A 24,372-nucleotide genomic window follows, 5' to 3' on the forward strand; every position below is an offset into this window, starting at 1 on the left:
GCCATGAAGACCCCCTCCCACGCCGCAGCGCCCGCACGACCGCGGTCCGCCGGTGCGACGCATCCCCCGGGGGACGCGCGCCCGGCGGGCCGCGGGCCCCGGGAACCGCTGCGCCGGAAGATCGCCGACCAGGCCACCGCGTACGGCTTCCTGGTCGGCGGGCTGCTCTGCTTCATCCTGTTCTCGTGGTACCCGGCGATCCGGTCGGTGATCATCGCGTTCCAGAAGTACACACCCGGCTCCGACCCCCAGTGGGTCGGCACCGCGAACTTCACCCGGGTCTTCCAGGACCCCGAGTTCACCGCCGCCTGGCGCAACACGCTCACCTTCACGGTGCTCGCCCTGGTCATCGGGTTCGCCATTCCCTTCGTCATGGCGCTCGTCCTCAACGAACTGCGGCACGCCAAAGCGTTCTTCCGGGTCGTCGTCTACCTCCCCGTGATGATCCCGCCGGTCGTCAGCGCCCTGCTGTGGAAGTGGTTCTACGATCCGGGCGCGGGCCTGGCCAACGAGGTGCTCGGCTTCCTCCACCTGCCCACGTCGAACTGGACCAACGGCGCCGACACCGCGCTCGTCTCGCTGGTCATCGTCGCCACCTGGGCCAACATGGGCGGCACCGTCCTCATCTACCTCGCAGCCCTCCAGGGCATACCCGGCGAACTGTACGAGGCGGCCGAGCTCGACGGCGCGTCCGTCCTGCAGCGCGTCCTGCACGTCACGATCCCGCAGACCCGCTTCATCATCCTGATGCTGATGCTCCTTCAGGTGATCGCGACGATGCAGGTGTTCACCGAACCCTTCGTCATCACCGGCGGCGGACCGGAGAACTCCACCGTCACGGTGCTCTACCTGATCTACAAGTACGCCTTCCTCTACAACGACTTCGGCGGTGCGTCCGCCCTCAGCGTGATGCTCCTGCTGGTGCTCAGCGCGTTCTCCGCCCTGTATCTGCGACTCACCCGCACCGACTGAGAGGAGCGTCGCCCGCCATGACCCGGACAGCTCCGGCCCCGGTAAAGAAGCCGCCCGCTCCCCGCGGCAAGAAGATCGCAGACGCCCCGGCCGCCCGCTCCGTACGCACCGTCATCTCGCCGCTGGCGCTCGCCGGGCGCCGGGGCAAGGTCACGTACTGGTCGGTGTTCACCCTCGTCGTCCTGCTCTTCGCGTTCGCGTTCCTCTTCCCCGTCTACTGGATGGTCACGGGAGCGATGAAACCGCCCGCGGAAGTGGTGCGCACCCCACCCACCCTCGTCCCCGAGCAGTGGCAGCTCAGCGGCTACACCGACGCCTGGGACCTGATGCGGCTCCCGACCCACCTGTGGAACACGGTGGTCCAGGCCACCGGCGCCTGGGTGCTGCAGATCGTCTTCTGCACCGCGGCCGCCTACGCCCTGTCCAAACTCAGGCCGGCCTTCGGCAACGTGATCCTCGGCGGCATCCTCGCCACCCTCATGGTCCCGGTGCAGGCCCTCGTCGTACCGAAGTACCTCACCATCGCCGACCTGCCGCTGATCCACGTCAACCTGCTCAACGACCCGCTGGCCATCTGGCTGCCGGCCGTCGCGAACGCCTTCAACCTCTATCTGCTCAAACGGTTCTTCGACCAGATCCCGCGTGACGTCCTGGAAGCCGCCGAGATCGACGGCGCGGGCAGACTGCGCACCCTCTGGTCCATCGTCCTGCCTCTGTCGAGACCCGTCCTGGGCGTCGTGTCGATCTTCGCGCTGGTCGCCGTGTGGCAGGACTTCCTGTGGCCGCTGATGGTCTTCTCCGACACCGAGAAGCAGCCCATCAGCGTGGCCCTCGTGCAGCTCTCGCAGAACGTCCCGCTGACCGTGCTCATCGCAGCCATGGTCATCGCGAGCATCCCGATGGTCCTGATGTTCCTCGTCTTCCAACGGCACATCATCGCCGGAATCAGCGCGGGCAGCACGAAGGGCTGACCCACCCCCCCTCGCAACCGCGCCCCCGGACCCGCCGCCGCCCCGGCCATCCCGCCCCGCTCCGGGGCGGCGGCGGCCCCCAGCTCCCTCGCCCCTCCCTGCCGCGCGGACCGGCCCACCCCGCCGGCGACCGCGCCCGCCCGAAAGGAACCCGCCCTATGGAAGGCAGCCTGCTCGCCGCCGACGACTGGTGGCGCTCGGCCGTCATCTACCAGGTCTACGTCCGCAGCTTCGCCGACGGCGACGGGGACGGCACCGGCGATCTGACGGGCGTACGGTCCCGGCTGCCCTACCTGGCCCAGCTCGGCGTCGACGCGCTCTGGTTCACCCCCTGGTACCTGTCCCCGATGGCGGACGGCGGATACGACGTCGCCGACTACCGGGCCATCGACCCCGCCTTCGGCAACCTCGCCGAGGCCGAGAAGCTCATCGCCGAAGCCCGTGAGGCAGGCATCCGCACCATCATCGACATCGTCCCCAACCACGTCTCCGACCAGCACGTCTGGTTCCAGGCGGCACTCGCCGCGGGACCCGGCAGCCCGGAGCGCGAACTCTTCCACTTCCGTCCCGGCCGGGGCGCCCACGGCGAACTGCCCCCCAACGACTGGGAGAGCGAGTTCGGGGGAGTGCCCTGGACCCGCGTCGAGGACGGCGAGTGGTACCTCCACCTCTTCGCCACCGAACAGCCCGACCTCAACTGGGCGCACCCCGCCGTACGCCAGGAACACGAGGACGTCCTGCGCTTCTGGTTCGAGAGGGGCGTCGCCGGGGTACGCATCGACTCCGCCGCGCTCGTCGCCAAGGACCCGGGCCTCCCCGACCTCGAAGGACACCAGGGGCCCCACCCGTACGTCGACCGGGACGAGCTCCACGGCATCTACCGGAGCTGGCGCGCCATCGCCGACGAGTTCGACGGCATCTTCGTCGGCGAGGTCTGGCTGCCCGACGCGGAGCGCTTCGCCCGCTACCTCCGCCCCGACGAACTGCACACCGCCTTCAACTTCGCCTTCCTCAGCTGCCCCTGGGACGCCGCACTGCTGCGCCGCGCCATCGACGACACCCTCGCCGAACACGCCCCCGTCGGCGCCCCCGCCACCTGGGTCCTCTGCAACCACGACATCACCCGCACCGTCACCCGCTACGGCCGCGAGGACACCGGATTCAGCTTCACGGCCAAGGCGTTCGGCGTCCCGAGCGACCTGGAGCTCGGCACCCGCCGTGCCCGCGCAGCCGCCCTCCTCTCGCTCGCCCTGCCCGGCTCGGTCTACCTCTACCAGGGCGAGGAACTGGGCCTGCCCGAGGCCGACGTACCGCTGGACCGTATCCAGGACCCCATGTACTTCCGCTCCCAGGGGCGGGCCCCGGGCCGCGACGGCTGCCGCACCCCGCTGCCCTGGGCGGCCGGTGAACCCTTCGCGGGCTTCGGCTCCACCGCGGAACCCTGGCTGCCGCTGCCCGCCGACTGGCCGTCCCGCGCGGCCGACCTCCAGGAGCGCGACCCCCACTCCATGCTGGCCCTCTACCGTGAGGCCCTGCGACGACGGCGCTCCCTGACCGCACTGCACACCGAGCCGCTGCGCTGGCTGAGCGAGGAACCCGGCCTGCTCATGTTCGCCCGGGGCGAGCGCCTCGTCTGCGCCGTCAACCTCGCGGAACAGCCCGCCGAGCTCCCCGCCCACACCGAGGTCCTCCTCACCAGCGGCCCCCTCGGCGCCGGGGGCCGACTGCCCCGGGACACGGCGGTGTGGCTGGCCGTCTGACGCCGTACGCCGCACCGTCCGGTCAGAAGCCCGGCCGCCGCGGGGCGATCGCCCAGGAGGTCTGAGTATCCGCACTCAGGCCTCCAGTCCCGCCCGCCCCGACGATGGGGGCGTGGCGGGCGAAGCCGGGAAGGGCGGGCCCGGCACACCGCCGCCGTCCACCGGGACGGCCGCGCCCGCCGGATCCAGGGAGAACCGTGCTCAGCCGTATCGCCTCCGCCGTCGTCCCCTCGCTCGGACACCTCACCGTCACGTCCGACCACGCAACGGCCCCTGCCGCTGGCAGCATCATCGTCGCCAACCACGCCTCCCTGGCCGACCCGGGCATCGTCCTCGCCGCACTGCTGCGCCTCGGCGTCGAACCCGTCGTCATGGCCACCGCCGGCCTGTGGCGCATCCCGGTTCTCGGCCGTCTCCTGCGCCACGGCGGCCACGTGCCCGTGCACCGCAACAGCCGGCGGGCGGCGGACGCCCTCGACGCGGCCGCCGTCGCGCTCGGGGAGGGGCGCCGCCTGCTGATCTACGGCGAAGGACGACTGCCCAGCCGCCTGGACGCGGCCGAGGCTCCGCCGGAAGGCTTCCGCAGCGGCCTCGCCCGCCTCGCGCACGCGTCCGGGGCCCCCGTCGTACCGCTCGGACAGGCGGGCGCCCGCCGGGTGACCTCGGGCCGGCGCGCCAAGCAGATCTCCGGTCTCCTCACCGCCCCGGCCCGCCGCCCCCGCCTCCACGTCCACATCGGCTCCCCGCTCCACCTCCCGCCGGAGGTGGAGACGGCGACCGCCACGGCACGCGCAGCCGTCACCGCCGCCTGGCGCACCGCCGCTCACCACCTCGGCGAACCCGCGACGCTCACCGGACGCTGAACGCCCCCACGCCAACGTCCGGCGGACCACACCCCAGCCCTCGACGCACCGTACGACAGGGGAAGCGGCTGCCTCGCGGCCCGAGCCCCCTGCCCCGGACGCCGGCGGTCGCCCACATGCCCTGGTTCGCCTCGGCACCGTCCCCGAAGGCGGGAACCACCTCGCCGAACGGCCGCCCGAACGTCTCGCCGAAGCAGCCCAGCTCCACCCCGGCGGCATGCTCGACCAGCCCGAGGAGGTTCGTACCGGTCTGCGTCGGAGGGCGGCGCACGTCGTGCTCCGACAGCCCCTTCGAGCTTCCACAACAGGGCATCACGAGCGGACCGGAGACAGCGCTGGAGATCGGCCTTCGGCTGCGCAAGGGGCCTGCGTGCAGTCGGTCACCGGCCACGGACAGCCCGCCCCGGCTCAGGGCCGGGCAGCCGCTCGCACTCTGCCCGTTCCGGGGCACGTCCCGGGTGGCGGTGGTGCCCGGGGCGGCGTAGGTATGGAGACGTGCTGCTCCGCGGACGTACGACACCACGGAGCGCACCGGCCCGTAAGCGGCCGGTGACCAGCAGGCCCACCCGGCCGGACCGCTGTCGGCGTCCGCCGGCTCACCACCGGGTGCGAGGAGACGGATTCCGATGACCGAGGCAGAGCAGAGCACCCCGGTGCACGGCATCCCGTGCTGGGTCAGTCTCCTGACCCGGGACCTGCGGGCCGCCCAGGACTTCTACGGGACCGTTCTGGGGTGGACCTTCCGCTCGGGCACCCTCGGCGAGGGCTTCTCCGTCGCCCACGTCGACGGCCTGCCCGTCGCCGGCATCGCGCAGATCGCCCCGGGCCTGCCCACGGCCGTCTCCTGGACCCCGTACTTCGCCGTCTCGGACGTCGACACCGCCGCGGCCCGCGTCCGGGAGAGGGGCGGCACCATCGCTGTCGGCCCGATCCGGATCGGGCCCGGCCGGGGAGCGATGGCGGCCGACCGGGAAGGGGCCGCGTTCGGCTTCTGGGAAGGCAGGACTCCACCCTGGTCGTTCGGCCGCGACAGCGCACCGGCCTCTCTCGAACTCCGCACCAGCCACGCCTTCGACTCAGCGATCTTCTACGCCGAGGTGTTCGGCTGGGCCTCCGAGGAACCCGGCGGCTGTGAAGTCGGCTACGCCTACCGGCAGGACGCGGTCGTCGTCCGGCAGGGCGGCCGCACCGTGGCCACCCTGCGCGGCGGCGGGGACGCCTCGTCCCCCGACCCCCGGCTGCACCCCCGATGGCACGTCCGTTTCCAGGTCGAGGACCTGGAGGCCGCCGCCGAGGCCGCCCGCGCGGCGGGCGGAACGGCCGGCCCGCCGGTGGACTCGCCCGCCGACGGGAGCGAAGCGGTGATCAGGGACCCCGACGGCGGCATCTTCACCGTCTGCGCCCACCCGGCGTAGACGTCCCAGGGCGCGCTGAGCGCGTATCCGTCGCCCTCAGCTAGCAGGTCCGGAACACGTATCCCGGCCGCCCCTCCGGGACGATGTCGAGATCCCGGCGCACCACGGAGACGCCCTCCCCCACGGACGAACACGCCTCTTCGAAGGCGCCCGCGGTGTACTCGACGACGAAAACCCTGCCCTCGTACGCGGAGGCGTAGCCGGCGCACTCGTCGTAGCGGCCGCACTCTTCGACGACCGCGAAGTCGAACCCGATCTCCTTCCGCCGCCCCAGCAGGTCCGCGCTGTTCTTCTGGCCGATCGCCAGGCCCGCCGCGTGCGCGCGGTCGGCCAGGAGCTTCGCGAACGCCGTGTTGTCCGCCGGGGTCAGCAGGCCGTCGGAACGCTCGTAGGAATCGAGGTTGTCCGGCTCCACCGCCTGGAATCCGGACGCCGCGCAGCCGTCGATCCAGTCACCGACGATCTTCGCCAGCCGGGTGCGCTTGCCCGCCGTCGAAGTGTCGAGCACCGCCTCGCCCCAGGCCTCGTCGTCGACCGGCTCGCCGTCGGCGTCGCGCAGCAGCAGATCCGGGTGGTTCTTCTCCCACCAGCCCAGGGCGTCGGGCTGGGCCTGGAAGGCGTTGACGTAACAGACGTTGTAGAGGCCCTCGACGGGCCGGGCGCCCCGGTCCCGGGAGACGGCCTCGACCCCGGAGGGCGGGGTGTACGGCCCGCCGATCTGGTAGTCGAAGGTCGCGTTCGCCGTGGGCGGCACGACCTCCGGCGCCGCCTCGGGCGCGGAGTCGGTGGCGGCGCCGCAGGACACGAGCAGGCCCGCTCCCGCCACGACCGCGAACCCGCAGGCCAGGACGGTGAGGACGCGCTTGCGGCGGAGCGGAGGCCGGACGGTGGGCTGGGACATACGTACTCCTGTGCATGGGCTGCGGACCTCTGTTGCGGTCCGTCAGGCCGGTGGGGCCTCGATGATCCGGAAGACGCCGGGCGCTGGGTTCACGTTGCGCAGCGGGACGCCGCCCGCCGTACACACAGACGCGACATCGTCCGGGGTCCGTTCCCCGCCGACGACGTGTGCGGCCCGGTGGAGGTCGCTCAGCGGGCCGCCCCCGGGGGGTTCCGCCGGGCGCCACGGCAGGTACCACCGGCCCGACGGCGGGCAGACAGCCGCGGGTGGGGACGGCATCGCGGGCGGACTCCCGGCTCCGGCCACCCGGCATGCATGTCCCGCACCTCGTGGTCGGCTCAGTGGGCCCGACGGCGAAGAGGGCCGGGGCCGGTCGGCCGCCCGCCCGCGAGCGTCCCGGCGGCCTCCGCCGCCACCGCCTCGGCCACGGTCGCCAGGGCCGGGGAGTCCAGCTTCCACTGCTGCCAGTGCAGGGGGACGTCCACGGTGTGGTCGGGGGTGAGCAGCACCAGCCGCCCCTCGCGCAGCAGGGGCTCCGCCTGGACGTCGGGCACCATGCCCCAGCCCATGCCCGCGGCCACGGCGTTCGCGAACCCCTCCGAACTGGGCACCAGATGACGCCGGGCGCTCGCCCGGGCCCCGGGGGCGATCCGGCGCACGAAGGCGTCCTGCAGGTCGTCGCGCCGGTCGAAGCTGATCACCGGGGCGTCGCCGATCAGCTCGCGCAGTGCGGCGTCCGCCCGTCCGGCCAGCCAGCGGCCGGCGAACGTGGGGCTGGCCACCGGCAGATACCGCATCCGGCCGAGCCTGCGCACCGAGCACCCCGTCACCGCCTCCGGCGACGAGGTCACCGCGGCCATCACCAGCCCCTCGCGCAGCAGGGCGGCCGTATGGTCCTGGTCCTCCCTGTGCAGCTCGTAGGCGAGGTCCAGCTCCTGCGGTACGCGTCGCAGCGCGGGCAGGAACCAGGTCGCCAGGGAATCGGAGTTCACCGCGATCGACAGGAGGGTCGGCTCACCGGGACCGGACATCCCGAGCGCCGTCCGCGCGTCGCGCTCCAGCCGGGCCAGCTGGCGCGCGAACCGCACCACCACCTCACCGGACTCGGTGGGCCGCACCGGCTTCGTCCGCATCAGCAGCACCCGGCCGGTGCGCTGCTCCAGTGCCTTCACCCGCTGGCTGACCGCCGACGGCGTCAGCCGCAGGACGTTCGCAGCCGCGTCGAAGGTGCCTTCGTCGACCACGGCCAGCAGCGTGCGCACCTGATCGAGAGGAAGCTCGGACATCATGAGCGCTAATGATACGTAAGAATCTTTAGCTGGACGCCGGGTCGGCGTGCTCCGTAGCGTCGCCCCTATGACGAACGCCCTGACCGCCGCGGCCGCCGGATTCGGTACCGGCCTCTCCCTCATCGTCGCCATCGGCGCCCAGAACGCCCTGGTGCTGCGCCAGGGCGTCCGGCGCGACGGCGTGCTCGCGGTGGTCGGCATCTGCGCCCTGTCCGACGCCGTCCTCATCACCCTGGGAGTCGCCGGCGTCGGCGCGGTCGTCGTCGCCTGGCCCTCGGCGCTGACCGTCGTGGGGCTGCTCGGCGGCCTGTTCCTGATCGCCTACGGGCTGCTCGCGGCCCGCCGGGTGCTGCGCCCGTCCGCCCTGCACGCGGCGGACGCCCCGGCCGCGTCGCGCCGGGGCGTCGTACTGACCTGTCTGGCGATGACCTGGCTCAATCCGCATGTGTACCTGGACACCGTGTTCCTGCTCGGCTCCGTCGCCGCCGACCAGGGGGCCCTGCGCTGGACCTTCGGCCTCGGCGCGACCCTCGCCAGCCTGTGCTGGTTCGCGGCGCTGGGGTACGGCGCCCGGCTGCTGAGCGGAGTCCTCGCACGGCCCTCCGCGTGGCGGGTGCTGGACGGGCTGGTCGCGGTGATGATGATCGGCCTCGGTACGAAACTGGCGCTCGGCGCCTGAGCGCCCGGCGCCCTCGCCTGCGGAGCGGACCGCCGGGCGCGCCCCGCGGCCTACGCCACCACGAGGACGAGCTTGCCGGTGGTGCGGCCCGTCTCGCCCAGCGCGTGCGCCTTCGCCGCCTCGGCCAACGGGAACGCCGCCTCGACATGGGCGCGCAGCTCACCGGCCCGGACCAGATCCGCGATGGCCTCCATGCCCGCGTGATCCGCCTCGACCAGCAGGTTCTCCACCCGGATCTCCCGTGCGGCGGCCTTCTCCGCCTCGCCCCGGTCGCCGCCCGGCAGCAGCGACACGAGCGTGCCTCCCCGCCGCAGGACGTCCAGCGACCGTGTCCGCGTGGCCCCCGCCAGGGGATCGAGCACCATGTCGACCTCGCTCACCGCGTCCCCGAAGTCCACGGTGCGGTAGTCGACGACCTCGTCCGCCCCCAGCCCGCGCACGAAGTCGTGCTTGGCGGCGCTCGCGGTGCCGATGACGTACGCGCCCAGCGACTTGGCGATCTGTACGGCGAGGTGTCCGACACCGCCGGCGGCCGCGTGGATCAGCACCCGCTGCCCGGGGCGGACGTCCGCCGTGTCGACGAGCGCCTGGCGGGCGGTGAGCGCGGCGAGCGGGAGGGCGGCGGCCTGCACGTGGTCGACGTCCCCAGGCTTGTGGGCGAAGGCCCGGGCCGGGCCGACCGCGAACTCGGCGTGGGAGCCGACCCCGTACGGGTAGGGCAGCATGCCGAACACCTCGTCGCCCGGCTTGAAGAGGGTCACCCCGAAGCCCACCGACTCGACGACCCCGGACACGTCCCAGCCCAGCACGAGCGGCAGCCGGTCCAGGAACATCGCGTCGCCCCGGTGCTTCCAGTCCGTGGGGTTCACTCCGGCGGCCCGGACGGCGACCACGATCTGGCTCGGTCCCGCCACGGGCCGGGGGAGGCGGACCTCCTGGAGTACCTCGGGACCTCCGTAGACGCTCTGGCTGATGGCGCGCATGCTCTCGTTCTTCGTCATGCGTCCAGCCTCGCGCGTGTCCGCCCGGCGTACCATGGCATGATTGCCATCTTTCGACAGGATCGTGCCATGGGAAACGCCCACCGCGTCGCCGTACTCGCCCTGGACGGGGTGTATCCGTTCGAACTCGGTATCCCGAGCCGGGTCCTCGGCGCGGCCGACGGCCGCTACTCCGTGGTGACCTGCTCCGTGGACGGCGGGCCCGTGCGCACCAACGCCGACTTCTCGGTCACCGTCGAGCACGGCCCCGAGGTACTGGCGTCGGCGGACACCCTGGTCATCCCGCCCTTCGACACCTCCCTCCTCACCCGTCAGGCACCCCCGGCCGCCGTCGCGGCGCTCGCCGCCGTACGCCCCGGCGCCCGCGTCGTGTCCATCTGCACCGGCGCCTTCCTCCTCGCCTCCGCCGGGCTGCTGGAGGGCAGGCGGGCCACCACCCACTGGGCGCTCGCGGAGCTCTTCCGGTCCTGGTACCCGCAGGTGCGGCTCGACCCGGACGTCCTCTTCGTCGACGACGGGGACGTGCTCACGTCGGCCGGCGCGGCGTCCGGCGTCGACGTCTGCCTGCACCTGGTCCGCGCGGACCACGGCAGCGAGATCGCCAACCGAGTGGCCCGGCTCTGCGTCGTACCGCCGTGGCGCGACGGCGGACAGGCCCAGTACATCGAGCAGCCCGTGCCCGCTCCGGACGCGCACAGCACCGCCGCCACCCGTGAGTGGGCCCTGCGCCACCTCGACGAACCGCTGGGCCTGGCGAGCCTCGCCGACCACGCCCGGATGAGCCTGCGCACCTTCGTCCGGCGCTTCAACGAGGAGGTCGGCATGAGTCCGGGCCGGTGGGTCGTCCAGCAGCGGGTCGACCGGGCCCGTCATCTCCTGGAGTCCACGGACCTGGCGGTGGACGAGATCGCCGCGCGGGTCGGCTTCGCCACCGGTGCGTCGTTGCGCCAGCATCTGCACGCCGCCATCGGCGTCACTCCACTGGCCTACCGGCGGACTTTCCGCGGCGCGGTCCTCGCGGCCGGGCGGCCCTGAGGGGCCGGGGCCGTACGCACCCTCAGAGGGATCGGGGCCGTGCGCCCCTCCGGCCCCGGCCCGGTTCAGTCCGCCGGGTCCAGCCGGCCAAGGCGTTCGGCCCGCGCGGGGGTCAGATCGAGGGCGGTGAGGATGGAGGGCGCGGCGATGCTGGGGAGTATGTGCTGCTGGAGCGTGATGTGGCGGCGCTGCAGGTCCTGGTAGTTGGTGAGAGTCTGGGATACGGCCTGGGTGCCCGCGAAGGCGGCCACGTACAGGTCCGCCGTATCGGTGGGGTTGACGTGGGGGAGCAGCTCACCGTGGTGTTTGGCCTGTGCGAGGAGGTGATGGGTGGCTTCCTGCCAGCGGAGGAAGGGACCGCTGCGGTCGAGGCCCTGGGCCTGCTGGTCCATGGACAGGCGCACGCCCGCCCGGGCGAGGAGACTGGTCTGCAGGCGGTGGCTGAACAGCATTCCCAGATCGATGAGTTCCTGGAGTTTGAGGGACTGCTCCGGAACGGTCTGCGGCGGCTCCTGGGCATCGAGAACACCGAGCGCGAGATCTTCCTTGGACGGAAAATGAAAGTAGAGAGCGCCTTTCGTGACGTCGGCGCTTTTGAGTATTTCGGTGATCGTCGCGGCTTGATATCCGTATTTCTCGAAAGCCTGGGCCGCTGCCATCAGGATTGCCTGGCGGGTGCGGATCGCCCGGTCCTGCTTGGCCATCCTGTCTCCTTTGCTGGGCCGCACGGCCCGGGAAACGGCCGGGACGGTGTAGGGAGGGGCGACCCTGCCGGGGATAGAAAAAAAACCGCTGAGTCTGTATCTTATCAGCGCACGTGCATCGCAGGAACGGCTCGCCATCACATGACCCCTGGGGGGAGTTATGCCCGAAGCAGCAGCCCTGATCGACTCGGTGCCGGCAATGGATTCGGAGGCCGACATGGTGCATCCCGTGGGGATCGACATGGTGCACCGGACCCGGCCGGAAGATGCCTTTCCGCGTAACTGGGTGCGCCTGGCGCACGATCGGTTCTCGGTGGCGGCGGTCCTGCCGCACGATCACCCGTTCTTCGCCCCGGTGGGCGGTGACCGGCACGACCCGCTGCTGGTCGCCGAAGCGATGCGGCAGGCGGCCATGCTCGCCTTCCACGCCGGCTACGGAGTTCCGCTGGGCTACCACTTCCTGATGGCGGACCTGGACTACGTGTGCCACCCGGACCACCTGGGCGTCGGCGGAGCCCCCACCGAGATAGACGTCGAGGTGTTCTGTTCCGACCTGAAGTGGCGGAGCGGGCTGCCCGTGCAGGGGCGTGTCGGCTGGGCGGTCCACCGGGGCGGGGAGTTGGCCGCGACGGGGATGGGCGCGACCCGCTTCAGCAGCCCCAAGGTGTACCGGCGGATGCGTGGGGGAGCGCCCGCCGAAGGGATATCGATACCGGAGGCGCCGCCGGTCGCCGCCGCCCGGGCCGGCCGGAGGAGGACCGAGGACGTGGTCCTGTCGGACACCGGCCGCGACGGCGTCTGGGAGCTGCGCGTGGACACCCGGCACCCGACGCTGTTCCAGCGCCCCAACGACCATGTCCCGGGCATGCTGCTGCTGGAGGCGGCCCGTCAGGCGGCCTGCCTCGCGGCGGGGCCCGGTGGCATCGTCCCGGCGGAGGCGAGCACGCGGTTCCACCGGTACGCCGAGTTCGGCAGCCCGTGCTGGATCGGCGCGGTGATCCAGCCGGAGGAGGCGGACGATACGGTGACGGTCCGGGTGACGGGCCATCAGGACGACCGACCGGTCTTCACCACGCTCCTGTCCGGCCCGCGGGCCGACGGCTGAGAGGTGCTTCGCCAGTGATTCTCGTGACGGGTGCGACCGGAGCGGTGGGCCGCGAGGTCGCCGTACTGCTGGCGGCTGCCGGCCCCGTACGGATTCTCGCCCGCCGTCCGGAGCGTCTGACGGTACGAGGCGAGGGGGTCGAGGTCGTCGAAGGGGGGTACGGGGACGGCCCCGCCCTCGACCGGGCCCTGCGGGGCGTCGACGCGGTCTTCCTGGTGACGAACAGCCCCACGGAGCCCGACGACGAGCGGGTCGCGCGGGCGGCGGAGGCGGCAGGCGTCCGCCACCTGGTCAAGCTCTCCATGATGGCGGTCGAGGAGCCGGGTGCCGACGACTTCATCACGCGGCGCCAGCGGCAGAACGAGGAGGCGATCAGGGAGTCGGGGGTTCCGTGGACGTTCGTCCGCCCCCGGACGTTCATGTCCAACACGCTGTCCTGGGCGCCCGGCATCCGCTCGGCGGGAGTGGTGCGCGCTCTGTACGGAGACGCTCCGGTGGCGTGCGTCGATCCCCGTGACGTCGCCGCGGTGGCGGTCGCCGTGCTGACCGGCACGGGCCACGAGGGCAGGGCGTACGCCGTCTCGGGCCCGGAGGCGATCACCGCGCGGGAACAGACCGCGCAGCTCTCCCGGGTGCTGGGGCGGCCACTGCGCTTCGAGGAACTGGGCCTGGACGCCGCACGCACCGCCCTGCTGGCGAAGTACCCGCGGCCCGTCGCGGAAGCCTTCCTGGAGAGCGCCGAGCGGCAGCGGACGGGCGCGAAGGCGGCGGTGGTGCCCACGGTCCAGGAGCTGACGGGGCGACAGGCCCGTTCGTACCGCACCTGGTCGGCCGATCACGCCGGCGCGTTCACCACCGCATAGGGCCACGTCCCGGAAGAGGCCGGGGCGTCGACTCCCCGGCGGGCGAAGGAAAGGGCTGATCGCACACACGTTCTCCCGTGCCGGTCTGTTTCCGTACTGCGCGGAGCGGCGGTGGCCGAAGGAGCGGGCCCGCGAGCAGGTGGTCCGATCCGGTGTTCCCTGGAAATGAAACCGGTAAGTTGGTTTGATAACTCCATGACCAAACAGGAGCGCGCCACCCGGACCCGCGAGGCGCTCATCCGCTCCGCCGCCGTCGTCTTCGAACAGCACGGCTATGCCCAGGCGCGGCTGGTGCAGATCAGCACCGGCGCGGGCGTCAGCACGGGCGCGCTGCACTTCCACTTCGAGAACAAGGCCGCGGTCGCGGAGGCCGTGGTCGCGGAGGCGTCCCGAGGGCTGCGTGACATGTCCGCCGCGATCCGACGCAGGACGGACACCGCCCTGCAGGCACTCGTCGACACCTCGCACGCCCTGGTGGAACGGCTGCGCGGGGACCCCGTCAGCCGGGCCGGATTCCGGCTGAGCTGCGACGGCGAGCGGGCCGCCCCCGACCTGCGCATGGACTGGCACCACCGTGTGCGGGAACTGCTGGAGGAGGCGGCCGCCACGGGAACCCTCGCCGACGACGTCGCCCGCGAGGACGCGGCAGCAGCGACCGTGGCCGTGACGACCGGTTTCGAGGTGCTCGGCCGCCACGACGGCGAGTGGCTGTCCCCGTACCGGCTCACCGGCTTCTGGCAGTTGCTGCTGCCCCGGCTCGCCACCCCGGAGACGCTCGGACGCGTGGACCCGTCCGGCACGGGCGGGGTGCCGCAGGCCCGGGGGGCCGCGCCGGCCGGGCGCGTCGCCGAAGAGCCGGACAGGCCGGTGCGGGCGACAGCGGTGACGGAGTCCGACTGAGGACCGACGCAGGCCGGGACGCCCGGCGGCCCGCCCCTGTACCGTCCACCCCATGGCAGACGAGCTCTTCGTGACGCCCCGGCTGGCCGCCCTCTACGATCCGCTCGACCCCGATCGCGGCGACCTCGACCCCTACGTCCGGCTCGCGGAGCAGTTCGGGGCGCGGTGCGTGCTGGACATCGGCTGTGGCACCGGCGTGTTCGCCCTGCTCCTGGCAAAACGGGGCATCGAGGTCATCGGCGTCGACCCGGCACAGGCCTCGGTCGACGTGGCGCGTGCCAAACCCGGCGCCGACCGGGTCCGCTGGATCTGCGGGGACGCCGCCTCCCTGCCACCGCTCCGGGCCGATCTGGCGACGATGACGGCCAACGTCGCCCAGGAGATCGTCGACCCCGGCGACTGGCAGGCGACCCTGCGCGCCGCGCACGCGGCGCTGCGGCACGGCGGGCGGCTGGTCTTCGAGACCCGGGACCCGGCCCGGCGCGCCTGGGAGGAGTGGAACCGGCCGACGTCCCATCGGGTCACCGAGATCCCCGGCGCCGGACCCGTCGAGCACTGGGTCGACGTGACCGAGGTCGCCGGGCCGCTCGTCTCGTTCCGCTGGACCTATGTGTTCGCGACGGACGGAGAGGTCCTCACCTCCGACTCGACCCTGCGATTCCGTGAGCGTCAGGAGGTCGCTGCGGATCTGACGGCAGCCGGCTTCGCCGTGAGCGAGGTGCGCGACGCACCCGACCGGCCGGGCCGCGAGTTCGTGTTCATCGCTCGCCGGCCGGACCCCGCCCGGCACCGCTGATCACGTCCGCGCCGGCCGCGTCGGCCCCCCAGCTCGCCAGCAGCCGCAGGGCCTCGGCCGACGGCGAGTCCGGCTCCGCGTGATACGTCACCAGATGCTGCTCCTCGTCGTCCGGGAGGTTCAGCGTCTCGTAACTCAGGGTCAGGTCACCGGCGAGCGGATGCCGGATCAGCTTGACGCCGTGCCCCTTCTCCTTCACGTTGTGCGTGGCCCACAACCGCCGGAACTCATCGCTCTTCACCGAGAGTTCGCCGACCAGCGCCGACAGCTCCGGATCGTCGGGGTGACAGCCCGCGTACAGCCGCAGATAGCTGACCATGTCCGACGCCTTGGAGTCCCAGTCGACGAACAGTTCCCGGTAGCCGGGGGACAGGAACACCAGGCGCGCCCAGTTCCGCTCGCCCGGCGGCAGCGCGCCCCAGTCGCCGAACACCGCGGCCGCCATCGGATTCCAGGCCAGGACGTCCGAGCGCGCCCCGGTCACGTACGCCGGGATGCCGTCCATGCTGTCGAGGAGATACAGCAGTCCCGTCCGCACCCGCTGCACCCGGGCCGGGCGGCGCTTCTTCTTGTGCCGCGCCGGCCGCGCCAGATGGGTCAGATGCGCGTGCTCGGCGTCGGTGAGCCGCAGCGCACGCGCGATCGCGTCCAGCACCTCGGCCGACACATTGCGGCCGTTGCCCTGTTCCAGGCGCGTGTAGTACGCCACGGAGACCCCGGCCAGCTGCGCCAGCTCCTCCCGGCGCAGACCGGGCACCCGGCGGTGCCGGCCGAAGTCCGGCAGGCCCACGTCCTGCGGCTGGAGCTTCGCCCTGCGGGTACGCAGGAACTCACTGAGCTCGGCACGCCGGTCCAGCGGTTCGGGAGCGGCGCCCTCCGGCTGATCGTCCATGGCATCCATTATTCCTGGCGATCCGGGTCACGGGCACCGGAGCCTGTCCCCGTCAGTGGTAGGACCGCTGGACCTAGGCAGAACGGTGGCCTGGGTAAACGCCGGACACGGTGTGACGGTGGGAAGCGTTCCTACCGCATCACCCAGAGGAGAACCTCCGGCATGACCACCGTTGCCGCCTACGCCGCTCCCCGTGCCAAGGCCCCGCTGGAGCGCACCGTGATCGAGCGTCGTCCGGTGGGCGAGTTCGACATCCTGATCGACATCAAGTTCGCCGGAATCTGCCACTCCGACATCCACCAGGCCCGAGACGGCTGGGGCGAGGGCATCTTCCCCATGGTGCCCGGCCACGAGATCGCCGGCATCGTCGCCGAGACCGGCCCGGGGGTCACCCGGTTCAAGGTCGGCGACCGCGTCGGAGTCGGCTGCATGGTCGACTCCTGCGGACGGTGCGACGCCTGCCTGATGGGCCGCGAGCAGCACTGCGCCGAGGGGAACACCCAGACGTACAACGCCCTCGACCGCAGCGGCGAGCCCACCTACGGCGGCTACTCGACGCACCTCGTCGTGACCGAGAGGTTCGCCGTCTCCATCCCCGAGGGCATCGCCCTCGACGAGGCCGCGCCGCTCCTGTGCGCGGGCATCACCACGTACTCCCCGCTCAAGCGCTGGGGCGCGGGCCCGGGCAAGAAGGTCGCCGTCGTCGGCCTCGGCGGGCTCGGTCACATGGCCGTCAAGATCGCACACGCGCTCGGCGCCGAGGTCACCGTCCTGTCCCAGTCGCTGCGCAAGAAGGACGACGGCCTCAAGCTGGGCGCCGACCACTACTACGCGACCAGCGACCCCAGGACCTTCGAGGAACTGGCCGGCACCTTCGACGTCATCCTCTCCACGGTCTCCGCCCCGCTGGACTTCGGCGCCTACCTCGGCCTGCTGCGCACCGAGGGCACCCTGGTCAACGTGGGCGCCCCCGAGGAGCCGATCGCACTCAACCTCTTCTCGCTGATCCTGGGCAACAGGTCCATCGCGGGGTCGGCGATCGGCGGGATCGAGGAAACCCAGGAGATGCTCGACTTCTGCGCCGTGCACGGGCTCGGCGCCGAGATCGAGGTGATCGCGGCGAGCCGGATCAACGAGGCGTACGAACGGGTTCTCGCGAGCGACGTCCGCTACCGCTTCGTGATCGACACCGCGACCATCTGACGGGCGCCCCCCCGCACCGGGAGCGTCGGCCCCGGGCACCTCACGTGCCCCGGGCGGACGCTCCCCTCGACGCGCGCGGGCCGCCCGGTCCGGCCGACAATGGCGGAAGACGGCCGGACGGGCCGCGCCGGAGGGATCGGCGCCGGGAGAGGAGCGTGCCGGATGGGCGCACAGCGGCTGCCCCCGGGCGGGACCTCGCGGAGCCTCCTGCCGCGTCCCCGGGCGCGGCCGCCCGGGGCGACCGGCGATGCTCCGGCCACCGGGCCCCGCGACACCCACCGGGGACGCCCGGATGCCGCGCCGGGCCGGGGCGCTCGCCGGCCGCCGCCCTCCGGGCCCCGCGCCCCGGACCGCCCTCCCGGGGTGAGGCGAGGTGACCGCCGGGCCGCGGCGGGCGACGGTCCTCCGCCGGGCCGTCCGGGTCACCGTCGCGGCGAGCCTCGGCTTCTACCCGCTGCTGTACGGGGCCGCGCTCCCGGTCGCCGCCCTGTACGCGCTCTTCGCGCCCATCGCCATGGGCCTGCTCTCCCCGGTCCCCGGCTCCGGGCCCCAGCGGGCCTCGGTCATGCTCCGCGCTCTGCCCCCGGCACTCGTCCTGGCGACGTCGGGAACCCTGCTCGCGGTCAACACCTGGGCCGCGGCCGGCGGCATGCTCGTCATCGGATTCCTGCTGGCGTTCGTGGCCGTGGCCGGACCCCGCCCGGCCGCCGCCGCCCCCGGCCTCCAGCTCTTCTACATCCTCGCCTGCTTTCCGCCGTACGCCCCGGGCACGCTGGGGGAGCGGCTGGCAGGGCTCACGCTGGGCGCCCTGCTCCTCGCCGCCTGCGAGATCCTGCTGCCCGATCCGGCCGCACCCTCCTACCGGGAGCGGCTGGCCGCCGCTCTCGACGAGGCGGCGCGCGGGGCCGCGCCCGGACACGTACCACCGCAGCGGCTGCGGGACGCCGGAGCGGCGCTGCGCCTGGCGGACGTACCACCGGCGGAACGGCCGGCCGGCGCCGGGCGTACGGACCGCGCACTGGAACAGGCCGGCCGCTCCGCCCGCAGACTCCTCGACCAGCTCGCCACCCTCGGCGAAGCGCCACCCGTCCCTGCCGATCCCGAGAGCGCCGCCCTTCTGGGCCGGGTCGCGGAGCTGTGCGCCGCCTGCGCCCGGTTCCTGCGCACCGGCAGCCGCCCCCCGACGGCCGGCGCTCTGGAGCAGGCGATGCGGGGCTTCCAGGCCGACCGGGTGGGGCTGGCCTCCGGACCGCCCGGCGAGCGGCTCCCCGTCGAGGTGCTGCGACGGCAGTCCCGGGTGCTGGCGCTCGCCGAATCGGCCCGGATGGTGGAGATCACCGTCGACATCGCCACGCACGGCGGACCCACCGAACCCGCCGCCCCGCGCGAACTGTTCTGGTACGCCCGACTGTCCACGCCCAGGCTGTGGGCCCGGCGCGTGCTCGGCAACGTCACCTTCCGCTCCGTGCTCTTCCAGAACGCCGTACGCATCGCGCTCGGGCTCGCCGCGGCCCGGGCGGTGGCCGGCTCCCTCGACCTCGCCCACGGGTTCTGGGTGCTCCTCGCCGTGCTGACCCTCGGACGGACCACCGCGGGCGCGACCTGGCGGGCGGTCCGCCTGGCGGTGGCGGGCAACGCCGCGGGCGCGCTGGTGGCCGGCGCGCTCCTGATCGGGCTCGGCCCGCACACCGACGTGTACGCCGCCCTGCTCGCCCCCGTCATGCTGGCCGCCTTCGCGCTCGGGCCGCTGCTGGGCATCGCGTACGCGCAGGCGCTGTTCACGCTCGTCGTCGCCACCGCGTTCGCCCAGATCGCGCCGGTCACCTGGCGGCTGTCGGAGGCGCGGATGATCGACGTCGTCACCGGCAGCGTCATCGGGCTGCTGTGCGGACTGCTGGCCTGGCCGGCCGGCGCCCGGCGGGAGGTCCACCGGGCCATGGCGGGGCTGCTGAGAGCGTGCGCCCCGCTGGTGCCGGTGACGGCACAGGCACTGCTCGGGCCGCCGGGCGGATCCCGGACCCCGCCGCGGATACGGCCTGGCATCCACCGGTTGCGCCTGGCCGAGGCCGCGTACGCCCAGCTCCGCACCGAGACACCGGGCGACGGGGAGAGCGACCGCGCCGACTGGCACGCCGTGCTGATCGCGGCCAACCACGTGCTCCTCGGCGCGCAGTGGCTGCCGCGCTTCGGCCTCCGCCCGGCCTCCGGCGCCACGGACGCGTCCGCCGACTGGGCGCGGCACACCGCGACCGGCCTGGTGGCACGGACGGAACGGGTCGCCCTGCTGCTCACCGCGGAACGCCCGGAGCCCGCGCCGCACACCGCACCGGGGAGCTCCCCGGACCGTGATCCGCCCTCGCCGCTGTCCGTGGACCTGGAGGTGTGGTTGACGAGCCTGGCCCACCAGCTCGCCCGCATCGAGTCGTCGGTCACGCCGCAGCCCGGCACGGCGCCGCCGGACGCCCGCCCGGACTGACGGCGGGCACGACCGCCCGTCCCGTCGTCCTACGACGGGACGGGCGAACCCTCGGGCAGCTCCTCCGCCTCCGGCTCCCGCGGCTCCTCCACCAGCTGCTCCCGGAGGTAGTTCCAGATCACGGCGAGCACCGCCGCCACCGGCACGGCGAGCAGGCTGCCCACCACCCCGGCCGTGCTGCCGCCCAGCGTCACCGCGAGCAGCACGACCGCCGCGTGCAGGCCGAGCCCCCTGCTCTGGATCATCGGCTGGAACACATTGCCCTCCAGCTGCTGCACCACCACGATGATCGCCAGCACGAGAACGGCGTCCATCAGGCCGTTCGAGACCAGGGCGATGACCACCGCCACGAATCCGGCGAACAGCGCCCCCACGATCGGCACGAACGCGCAGACGAACGTCAGCACCGCCAGCGGCAGCACCAGCGGCACCCCGAGGATCCACAGACCGAGGCCGATGAAGACCGCGTCCAGCAGGCCGACGAACGCCTGGGACCGCACGAACGCCCCCAGCGTCGCCCAACTCCGCGAGGCCACCTCGGGGATGTCGGTGGCGAGCCGGCCGGGAAGCTGACGGGTGAGCCAGGGAAGGAAGCGGGGGCCGTCCTTGAGGAAGAAGAACATCAGGAAGAGTGCCAGAACCGCCGTGACCACCCCGTTGACCACGGTGCTCACCCCGGTGACGGCGGTGGTGACCACACTGCCGACACTGTTCTGGAGCCGGTCGGTCGCGGTGTCCAGGGCACCGGTGATCTGGTCGTCGCCGATGTTCAGCGGCGGTCCGGCCGCCCACGCGCGGAGATGGTCGATGCCCGCGATCACCCGCTCGGCCAGCTCGCCGGACTGGTCCGCGACCGGCACCGCGATCAGGGCCACGATGCCCGCCCCCACGAGCAGGGCGAACACCGTCACCACCGACGCGGCCAGCGCCGGCCACCAGCCGTGCCGGCGAAGGAACCGGGCGAGCGGCCAGGTCAGTGTGGTGAGGAACAGACCGACTATCAGCGGCCATACGACCGACCACATCCGGCCGATCACCCACAACGCCACGGCCGCCGCCACGAGGACCAGCAGCAGCTCTGCCGAGACCCGTGCGGACGTGCGGAGCGCGGACGCGGTCTTTGTCGAACTCAAGGGCGAAGACATGGCGTCACCCTATGGGTTCGGCAACCGTGTTCCGGCCACTCCCGCGGCCCGCCGACGCCCGCTTCCGGCAGGGCCGGCCCGTCAGCGCAGCGCCGACGGCAGCCCCTCCCGGTGAACGATGCCGAGGCGCTGGGTGGCACGGGTGAGCGCCACATACAGATCGCTCGTGCCGAAAAGACCGGGCTCCACGACCAGCACATGGTCGAACTCCAGCCCCTTGGCCTGGCGCGGGTCCAGCAGGACCACCGTCCGCGTCAGATCCGGGGCCAGGCCCGCCGTCACCCCGGCCAGCGGGGCGGCGATCTCCTCGTGCACCGACCGGGGCGCGATCACCGCCAGACGTCCCTCCCGGGGCGTCAGCTCCGCGACGGCCCCGGCGACCGCGCCCGCCAGATCCTCCCCGGCGTTGCGCGTCCACGGCTTCTCACCGGTCGACCGCACCGACACGGGCGCGGTGAACGAGGGGTCCTTCTCCCTGAGGACCCCGGCGGCCAGCTCCATGATCTCGGCGGGCGTACGGTAGTTGACCTCCAGCGTCACCTGCTCGAAGCGGTCGCCCACGTACGGCGCGAGAATCCGCTCCCAGGACCCGACGCCTCCCTCCTCGGAGGTCTGGGCCGGGTCGCCGACCAGGGTCATCGAGCGGGTCGGCGCCCGCCGCATCAGCAGCCGCCACGCCATCGGGGAGAGTTCCTGCGCCTCGTCGACGATGATGTGCCCGAACGCCCACGTACGGTCGGCGGCCGCCCGCTCGGCCGCTGACCGGTGGTCGGCCTCCTCGTGCCGCTCCGCCATCCGTTCGGCGTCGATGATGTCGTGCGCGGCGAGCACCTCGGACTCCTCGTCCTCGAACTCGTAACTCTCCGAACCGCGCGACAGCTCCAGCACCCCCTGCGCGTAGCCGACCCGCTCCTGCCGGGCGGCCTCCGCGGCCGCCCGCTCCGCGCTGTCGTCGACACCGAGCAGCTCGGCCGCCTCGTCCAGCAGCGGCACGTCGGCGGAGGTCCACGCCCCCGTGGCCGGCGCGCGCCGGATGGCGTCGGCGTCCTCGTCCGGTACGTACACCGGATCGGCCAGATAGTCCGAGAGGAAGCCCTCGGGGGTGAGCGGCGGCCACAGCTCGTCCACGGCCGCGTGCACCTCCTTGCTCAGCGCCACATCCCGGCCGAGCTGTGCCACGTCGTCGGGGCCGAGGAAGTTGGGCCCGCCGTACGGGTCGGCGCCGATGCGTTCGACGAGCTGCGCGGTCAGGGCGTCGATGACCCGGAAGACGAAGTGCGGGCGGGCGAGATTGTGCGGCAGCCGGGTGTCGCGGGCGGCCTGCCGGGCCTCGTAGGCGATCTCCCAGTCGAGCACCAGATCCCCGCCGTCCTCGTGCGGGATCACCACGGCCGCCCCGGGCTCCGGCAGCCGCTGCCGGTCGCGTACGGCCAGGGCGAGCGCCTCGGCCATCGCCGCGCCGCCCTTGACCGCGGCGGCGCGCGGCGTGTCCGTCCCCGTGGCGTGCACCCCGGGGAACAGCTCGGCCTGCGTGGCGAGCAGCACCCCGGTCTCCCCGAGCGACGGCAGCACCTCCGCGATGTAGCGCAGGAACGCCGGGTTGGGGCCCACGATGAGCACGGCGCGCTTGGCCAGCAGCTCGCGGTGCTCGTACAGCAGGAACGCGGCCCGGTGCAGTGCGACGGCCGTCTTTCCAGTGCCGGGGCCGCCCTCGACGACGAGGACACCCCGGTGCGGGGCCCGGATGATGCCGTCCTGCTCGGCCTGGATGGTCCGCACGATGTCGCCCATGCGGCCGGTGCGCGCGGAATTGAGCGCCGCGAGCAGCACGGCGTCGCCGTTCGGGTCCTCGAACCCGGTGCGGTCGTCGTCCCCGAGATCCAGGATCTCGTCATGGAGTTCGGTGACCGCGCGGCCCTCGGTGGTGATGTGGCGGCGCCGGCGCAGCCCCATCGGTGTGTGCCCCGTGGCGAGGTAGAAGGGACGCGCCACCGGCGCACGCCAGTCGATCAGAACAGGCGTGTGCTCGGCGTCGTCCTCACGGATGCCGATACGGCCGATGTGGTGCGCGAGCCCGTCGGAGCGGTCGATGCGGCCGAAACACAGAGAGCCGTCCACCGCGTCGAGCGCCGCGAGCAGTCCCGAGCGCTCCGCGACGAGGATGTCGCGCTCCAGCCGCGCCTGCTGGCCCGTGCCCACCGGCGTCAGCGCGCGCTCCACGCCCGCGGCCGCCAGTCCGCGCAGTGCGTCGACCCGGGCATGGAGCCGGTCGATGAATTCCTGCTCTTCCCGCAATTCGTCGCTTTCCCGGTTTGACAAAACGGCTCCCCGCCAGATATATTCGTACTCATAAGGCCCCCGAGCGGGGCCTTTCTGCATGTGCGCAGAAGAATCCAATATACGCGCGATAAACCCCGGGACGCAATGACGCTCCAGGGTTCCGGGAAGGCCCGCCCCCGTCGTAGGAGGGAGGGCGGCCGCCGCTCGGGGCTCCACGGCGTGCGCTCCCGTCGGGCCCGTCCGACACTGATGGCGGACAACAGATTCGGCGCCGCGTCGCACCAGACCGGAGAGAGCCATGAGCACACAGTTCGAAGCGACGGTCGACATCGACCGCCCCATCGAGGAAGTCTTCGCCTATCTCGCGGACGGCGAACACGATCCCGAGTTCAGCCCCCGGGTCCAGCGCATCGAGAAGACCCCCCATGGTCCGACCCACGTGGGCACCGTCTTCCACAGCACCGTCAAGGACGCGGGCATGACCACCCGGCGTGACGTCGCGATCAGTGAACTGGTCGCGCCGACCCGTATCCGCTGGCAGGAACAGTCCAAGAACCTCATCACCGCGGCCGAGGGCGGCTACGACCTCGAAGCCACACCGGACGGCGGCACACATGTGAGGCTCTTCAACGTGCTGGAAGGCCACGGAGTCGGCAGACTGCTGGTCGGTTTCGCGGGAAGCGCGGCCCGCAAGGACGCCCCCGCCTTCGGTCGGCGCATCAAGGAGGCGGTCGAAGGAACCTGAACCGGGTGTCAGTCCGGCAGAGGGACGCGGATCACCGGGTCGAAGGGGTGCTTGTTGAAGCCGCTGCGCACGTTGCGGCACTCGGGCGCCTCGCACATGAAGAACTCATCGACGCTCCGGCGGCCCGTCCGGCCGCGGAGCCAGGTCTTCTCGCCGGCGGTGAGGGAGCGGTGCTGTTCATCGGAATCACACGTGTAGCAGTACATGGCGCGGGCCGGCATGAGGCCTCCTGAAGCGGGCGAACAGGCGGAAGCCGAAGCATATGAGGGCGCGCCGGGCAGGGACAGGGTGCGGCGCGCCCCGATGTGCCGGTGTCGACGCACACCCGGACCTGTCGGCGCGTCAGTTAGCTTCGGGCCGGTCGGTACGCGCCGCGG

General features: G+C 72.7%; 22 protein-coding genes and 1 pseudogene. 14 read left to right on the forward strand and 9 right to left on the reverse strand.

Annotated features, from left to right (window positions below; all coding sequences use genetic code 11):
• The first annotated feature begins 3 nt into the window (after positions 1–3).
• From KME66_RS33305 to KME66_RS33320, 4 genes are all read left to right on the forward strand, one after another.
• Positions 4–972 carry a carbohydrate ABC transporter permease gene (locus KME66_RS33305; RefSeq protein ID WP_216328887.1) on the forward strand — a complete coding sequence of 323 codons (969 nt, stop codon included), beginning with the start codon at positions 4–6 and terminating at the stop codon, positions 970–972.
• A gap of 17 nt (positions 973–989) precedes the next feature.
• Positions 990–1,943, forward strand: a complete 954-nt coding sequence (locus tag KME66_RS33310) for a carbohydrate ABC transporter permease (protein ID WP_216328889.1) — start codon at positions 990–992, stop codon at positions 1,941–1,943.
• 158 nt (positions 1,944–2,101) lie between these two features.
• Positions 2,102–3,703 carry a glycoside hydrolase family 13 protein gene (locus tag KME66_RS33315; protein WP_073223918.1) on the forward strand — a complete coding sequence of 534 codons (1,602 nt, stop codon included), beginning with the start codon at positions 2,102–2,104 and terminating at the stop codon, positions 3,701–3,703.
• A 197-nt stretch (positions 3,704–3,900) separates the two neighbouring features.
• Positions 3,901–4,566, forward strand: coding sequence for a lysophospholipid acyltransferase family protein (locus tag KME66_RS33320; RefSeq protein WP_216328891.1), 666 nt, complete (start codon positions 3,901–3,903; stop codon positions 4,564–4,566).
• Between the two features lie 103 nt (positions 4,567–4,669).
• On the opposite strand, the pseudogene KME66_RS33325 reads toward KME66_RS33320, so the two are convergent.
• Positions 4,670–4,874, reverse strand: a pseudogene (locus tag KME66_RS33325) (DUF664 domain-containing protein); the annotation flags it as partial.
• 318 nt (positions 4,875–5,192) lie between these two features.
• Here KME66_RS33325 and KME66_RS33330 point away from each other — a divergent pair.
• Positions 5,193–5,981: a VOC family protein gene (locus tag KME66_RS33330; RefSeq protein ID WP_073223916.1), complete on the forward strand. Its 789-nt coding sequence runs from the start codon at positions 5,193–5,195 to the stop codon at positions 5,979–5,981.
• 40 nt (positions 5,982–6,021) lie between these two features.
• Here KME66_RS33330 and KME66_RS33335 read toward each other — a convergent pair whose 3' ends face one another.
• Both KME66_RS33335 and KME66_RS33340 read right to left on the reverse strand, forming a co-directional pair.
• Complete coding sequence (locus tag KME66_RS33335; RefSeq protein ID WP_216328893.1) at positions 6,022–6,882, reverse strand: endo alpha-1,4 polygalactosaminidase; 861 nt, start codon at positions 6,880–6,882, stop codon at positions 6,022–6,024.
• A 338-nt stretch (positions 6,883–7,220) separates the two neighbouring features.
• Positions 7,221–8,171 carry a LysR family transcriptional regulator ArgP gene (locus KME66_RS33340; RefSeq protein ID WP_216328895.1) on the reverse strand — a complete coding sequence of 317 codons (951 nt, stop codon included), beginning with the start codon at positions 8,169–8,171 and terminating at the stop codon, positions 7,221–7,223.
• Between the two features lie 67 nt (positions 8,172–8,238).
• On the opposite strand from KME66_RS33340, the gene KME66_RS33345 reads away from it, so the two are divergent.
• The gene (locus KME66_RS33345; protein ID WP_073223913.1) at positions 8,239–8,850 is read left to right on the forward strand and encodes a LysE/ArgO family amino acid transporter; all 612 of its coding nucleotides are present in this window, start codon (positions 8,239–8,241) and stop codon (positions 8,848–8,850) included.
• A gap of 50 nt (positions 8,851–8,900) precedes the next feature.
• Here the strand turns inward: KME66_RS33345 and KME66_RS33350 are convergent, their stop codons facing one another.
• Entirely contained in the window at positions 8,901–9,851 is a 951-nt protein-coding gene (locus KME66_RS33350; RefSeq protein ID WP_253208545.1) for an NADP-dependent oxidoreductase, read from the reverse strand.
• 69 nt (positions 9,852–9,920) lie between these two features.
• Here KME66_RS33350 and KME66_RS33355 point away from each other — a divergent pair, with 69 nt between their 5' ends.
• Entirely contained in the window at positions 9,921–10,886 is a 966-nt protein-coding gene (locus KME66_RS33355; RefSeq protein WP_073223911.1) for a GlxA family transcriptional regulator, read from the forward strand.
• A 65-nt stretch (positions 10,887–10,951) separates the two neighbouring features.
• Here the strand turns inward: KME66_RS33355 and KME66_RS33360 are convergent, their stop codons facing one another.
• The gene (locus KME66_RS33360; RefSeq protein ID WP_073223910.1) at positions 10,952–11,590 is read right to left on the reverse strand and encodes a ScbR family autoregulator-binding transcription factor; all 639 of its coding nucleotides are present in this window, start codon (positions 11,588–11,590) and stop codon (positions 10,952–10,954) included.
• A 160-nt stretch (positions 11,591–11,750) separates the two neighbouring features.
• Between KME66_RS33360 and KME66_RS33365 the strand changes: the two genes are divergently transcribed.
• From KME66_RS33365 to KME66_RS33380, 4 genes are all read left to right on the forward strand, one after another.
• On the forward strand, positions 11,751–12,695 hold the full coding sequence (locus tag KME66_RS33365; protein WP_073223909.1) for a ScbA/BarX family gamma-butyrolactone biosynthesis protein: 945 nt from the start codon (positions 11,751–11,753) through the stop codon (positions 12,693–12,695).
• 14 nt (positions 12,696–12,709) lie between these two features.
• Positions 12,710–13,558, forward strand: coding sequence for an NAD(P)H-binding protein (locus KME66_RS33370; protein ID WP_216328896.1), 849 nt, complete (start codon positions 12,710–12,712; stop codon positions 13,556–13,558).
• Between the two features lie 195 nt (positions 13,559–13,753).
• Positions 13,754–14,458, forward strand: coding sequence for a ScbR family autoregulator-binding transcription factor (locus tag KME66_RS33375; RefSeq protein WP_216328898.1), 705 nt, complete (start codon positions 13,754–13,756; stop codon positions 14,456–14,458).
• Positions 14,459–14,510: 52 nt separating this feature from the next.
• Complete coding sequence (locus KME66_RS33380) at positions 14,511–15,254, forward strand: bifunctional 2-polyprenyl-6-hydroxyphenol methylase/3-demethylubiquinol 3-O-methyltransferase UbiG (protein WP_216328900.1); 744 nt, start codon at positions 14,511–14,513, stop codon at positions 15,252–15,254.
• On the opposite strand, the gene KME66_RS33385 is transcribed toward KME66_RS33380, so the two are convergent.
• A complete protein-coding gene (locus tag KME66_RS33385; RefSeq protein WP_216328902.1) occupies positions 15,217–16,146 on the reverse strand; it encodes a helix-turn-helix transcriptional regulator in 930 nt (309 codons plus the stop codon). The genes KME66_RS33380 and KME66_RS33385 overlap by 38 nt on opposite strands.
• Positions 16,147–16,308: 162 nt before the next feature.
• Here KME66_RS33385 and KME66_RS33390 point away from each other — a divergent pair, with 162 nt between their 5' ends.
• Together KME66_RS33390 and KME66_RS33395 are read left to right on the forward strand one after the other, a co-directional pair.
• Positions 16,309–17,349: an NAD(P)-dependent alcohol dehydrogenase gene (locus KME66_RS33390; RefSeq protein WP_216328904.1), complete on the forward strand. Its 1,041-nt coding sequence runs from the start codon at positions 16,309–16,311 to the stop codon at positions 17,347–17,349.
• A 373-nt stretch (positions 17,350–17,722) separates the two neighbouring features.
• The gene (locus KME66_RS33395) at positions 17,723–19,825 is read left to right on the forward strand and encodes an FUSC family protein (protein WP_216328906.1); all 2,103 of its coding nucleotides are present in this window, start codon (positions 17,723–17,725) and stop codon (positions 19,823–19,825) included.
• A gap of 29 nt (positions 19,826–19,854) precedes the next feature.
• On the opposite strand, the gene KME66_RS33400 is transcribed toward KME66_RS33395, so the two are convergent.
• Both KME66_RS33400 and KME66_RS33405 read right to left on the reverse strand, forming a co-directional pair.
• Entirely contained in the window at positions 19,855–20,970 is a 1,116-nt protein-coding gene (locus tag KME66_RS33400) for an AI-2E family transporter (protein ID WP_216328908.1), read from the reverse strand.
• 81 nt (positions 20,971–21,051) lie between these two features.
• Entirely contained in the window at positions 21,052–23,265 is a 2,214-nt protein-coding gene (locus tag KME66_RS33405; protein ID WP_216329794.1) for an AAA family ATPase, read from the reverse strand.
• A gap of 283 nt (positions 23,266–23,548) precedes the next feature.
• Between KME66_RS33405 and KME66_RS33410 the strand changes: the two genes are divergently transcribed.
• Positions 23,549–23,995, forward strand: coding sequence for an SRPBCC family protein (locus KME66_RS33410; protein WP_216328911.1), 447 nt, complete (start codon positions 23,549–23,551; stop codon positions 23,993–23,995).
• An 8-nt stretch (positions 23,996–24,003) separates the two neighbouring features.
• Here KME66_RS33410 and KME66_RS33415 read toward each other — a convergent pair whose 3' ends face one another.
• Positions 24,004–24,216 carry a hypothetical protein gene (locus KME66_RS33415; protein ID WP_073223900.1) on the reverse strand — a complete coding sequence of 71 codons (213 nt, stop codon included), beginning with the start codon at positions 24,214–24,216 and terminating at the stop codon, positions 24,004–24,006.
• Between the last annotated feature and the right edge of the window lie 156 nt (positions 24,217–24,372).

Origin of the sequence: Streptomyces sp. YPW6 (genome assembly GCF_018866325.1) — a bacterium.
GTDB lineage: Bacteria > Actinomycetota > Actinomycetes > Streptomycetales > Streptomycetaceae > Streptomyces.

Coding starts and splice junctions, on each gene's coding strand:
- KME66_RS33400 (WP_216328908.1), bottom strand. CDS start 20,970: ATGTCTTCGCCCTTGAGTTCGACAAAGACCGCGTCCGCGCTCCGCACG.
- KME66_RS33415 (WP_073223900.1), bottom strand. CDS start 24,216: ATGCCGGCCCGCGCCATGTACTGCTACACGTGTGATTCCGATGAACAG.
- KME66_RS33310 (WP_216328889.1), top strand. CDS start 990: ATGACCCGGACAGCTCCGGCCCCGGTAAAGAAGCCGCCCGCTCCCCGC.
- KME66_RS33360 (WP_073223910.1), bottom strand. CDS start 11,590: ATGGCCAAGCAGGACCGGGCGATCCGCACCCGCCAGGCAATCCTGATG.
- KME66_RS33330 (WP_073223916.1), top strand. CDS start 5,193: ATGACCGAGGCAGAGCAGAGCACCCCGGTGCACGGCATCCCGTGCTGG.
- KME66_RS33305 (WP_216328887.1), top strand. CDS start 4: ATGAAGACCCCCTCCCACGCCGCAGCGCCCGCACGACCGCGGTCCGCC.
- KME66_RS33355 (WP_073223911.1), top strand. CDS start 9,921: ATGGGAAACGCCCACCGCGTCGCCGTACTCGCCCTGGACGGGGTGTAT.
- KME66_RS33350 (WP_253208545.1), bottom strand. CDS start 9,851: ATGACGAAGAACGAGAGCATGCGCGCCATCAGCCAGAGCGTCTACGGA.
- KME66_RS33365 (WP_073223909.1), top strand. CDS start 11,751: ATGCCCGAAGCAGCAGCCCTGATCGACTCGGTGCCGGCAATGGATTCG.
- KME66_RS33390 (WP_216328904.1), top strand. CDS start 16,309: ATGACCACCGTTGCCGCCTACGCCGCTCCCCGTGCCAAGGCCCCGCTG.
- KME66_RS33380 (WP_216328900.1), top strand. CDS start 14,511: ATGGCAGACGAGCTCTTCGTGACGCCCCGGCTGGCCGCCCTCTACGAT.
- KME66_RS33340 (WP_216328895.1), bottom strand. CDS start 8,171: ATGATGTCCGAGCTTCCTCTCGATCAGGTGCGCACGCTGCTGGCCGTG.
- KME66_RS33375 (WP_216328898.1), top strand. CDS start 13,754: ATGACCAAACAGGAGCGCGCCACCCGGACCCGCGAGGCGCTCATCCGC.
- KME66_RS33410 (WP_216328911.1), top strand. CDS start 23,549: ATGAGCACACAGTTCGAAGCGACGGTCGACATCGACCGCCCCATCGAG.
- KME66_RS33335 (WP_216328893.1), bottom strand. CDS start 6,882: ATGTCCCAGCCCACCGTCCGGCCTCCGCTCCGCCGCAAGCGCGTCCTC.
- KME66_RS33315 (WP_073223918.1), top strand. CDS start 2,102: ATGGAAGGCAGCCTGCTCGCCGCCGACGACTGGTGGCGCTCGGCCGTC.
- KME66_RS33385 (WP_216328902.1), bottom strand. CDS start 16,146: ATGGACGATCAGCCGGAGGGCGCCGCTCCCGAACCGCTGGACCGGCGT.
- KME66_RS33345 (WP_073223913.1), top strand. CDS start 8,239: ATGACGAACGCCCTGACCGCCGCGGCCGCCGGATTCGGTACCGGCCTC.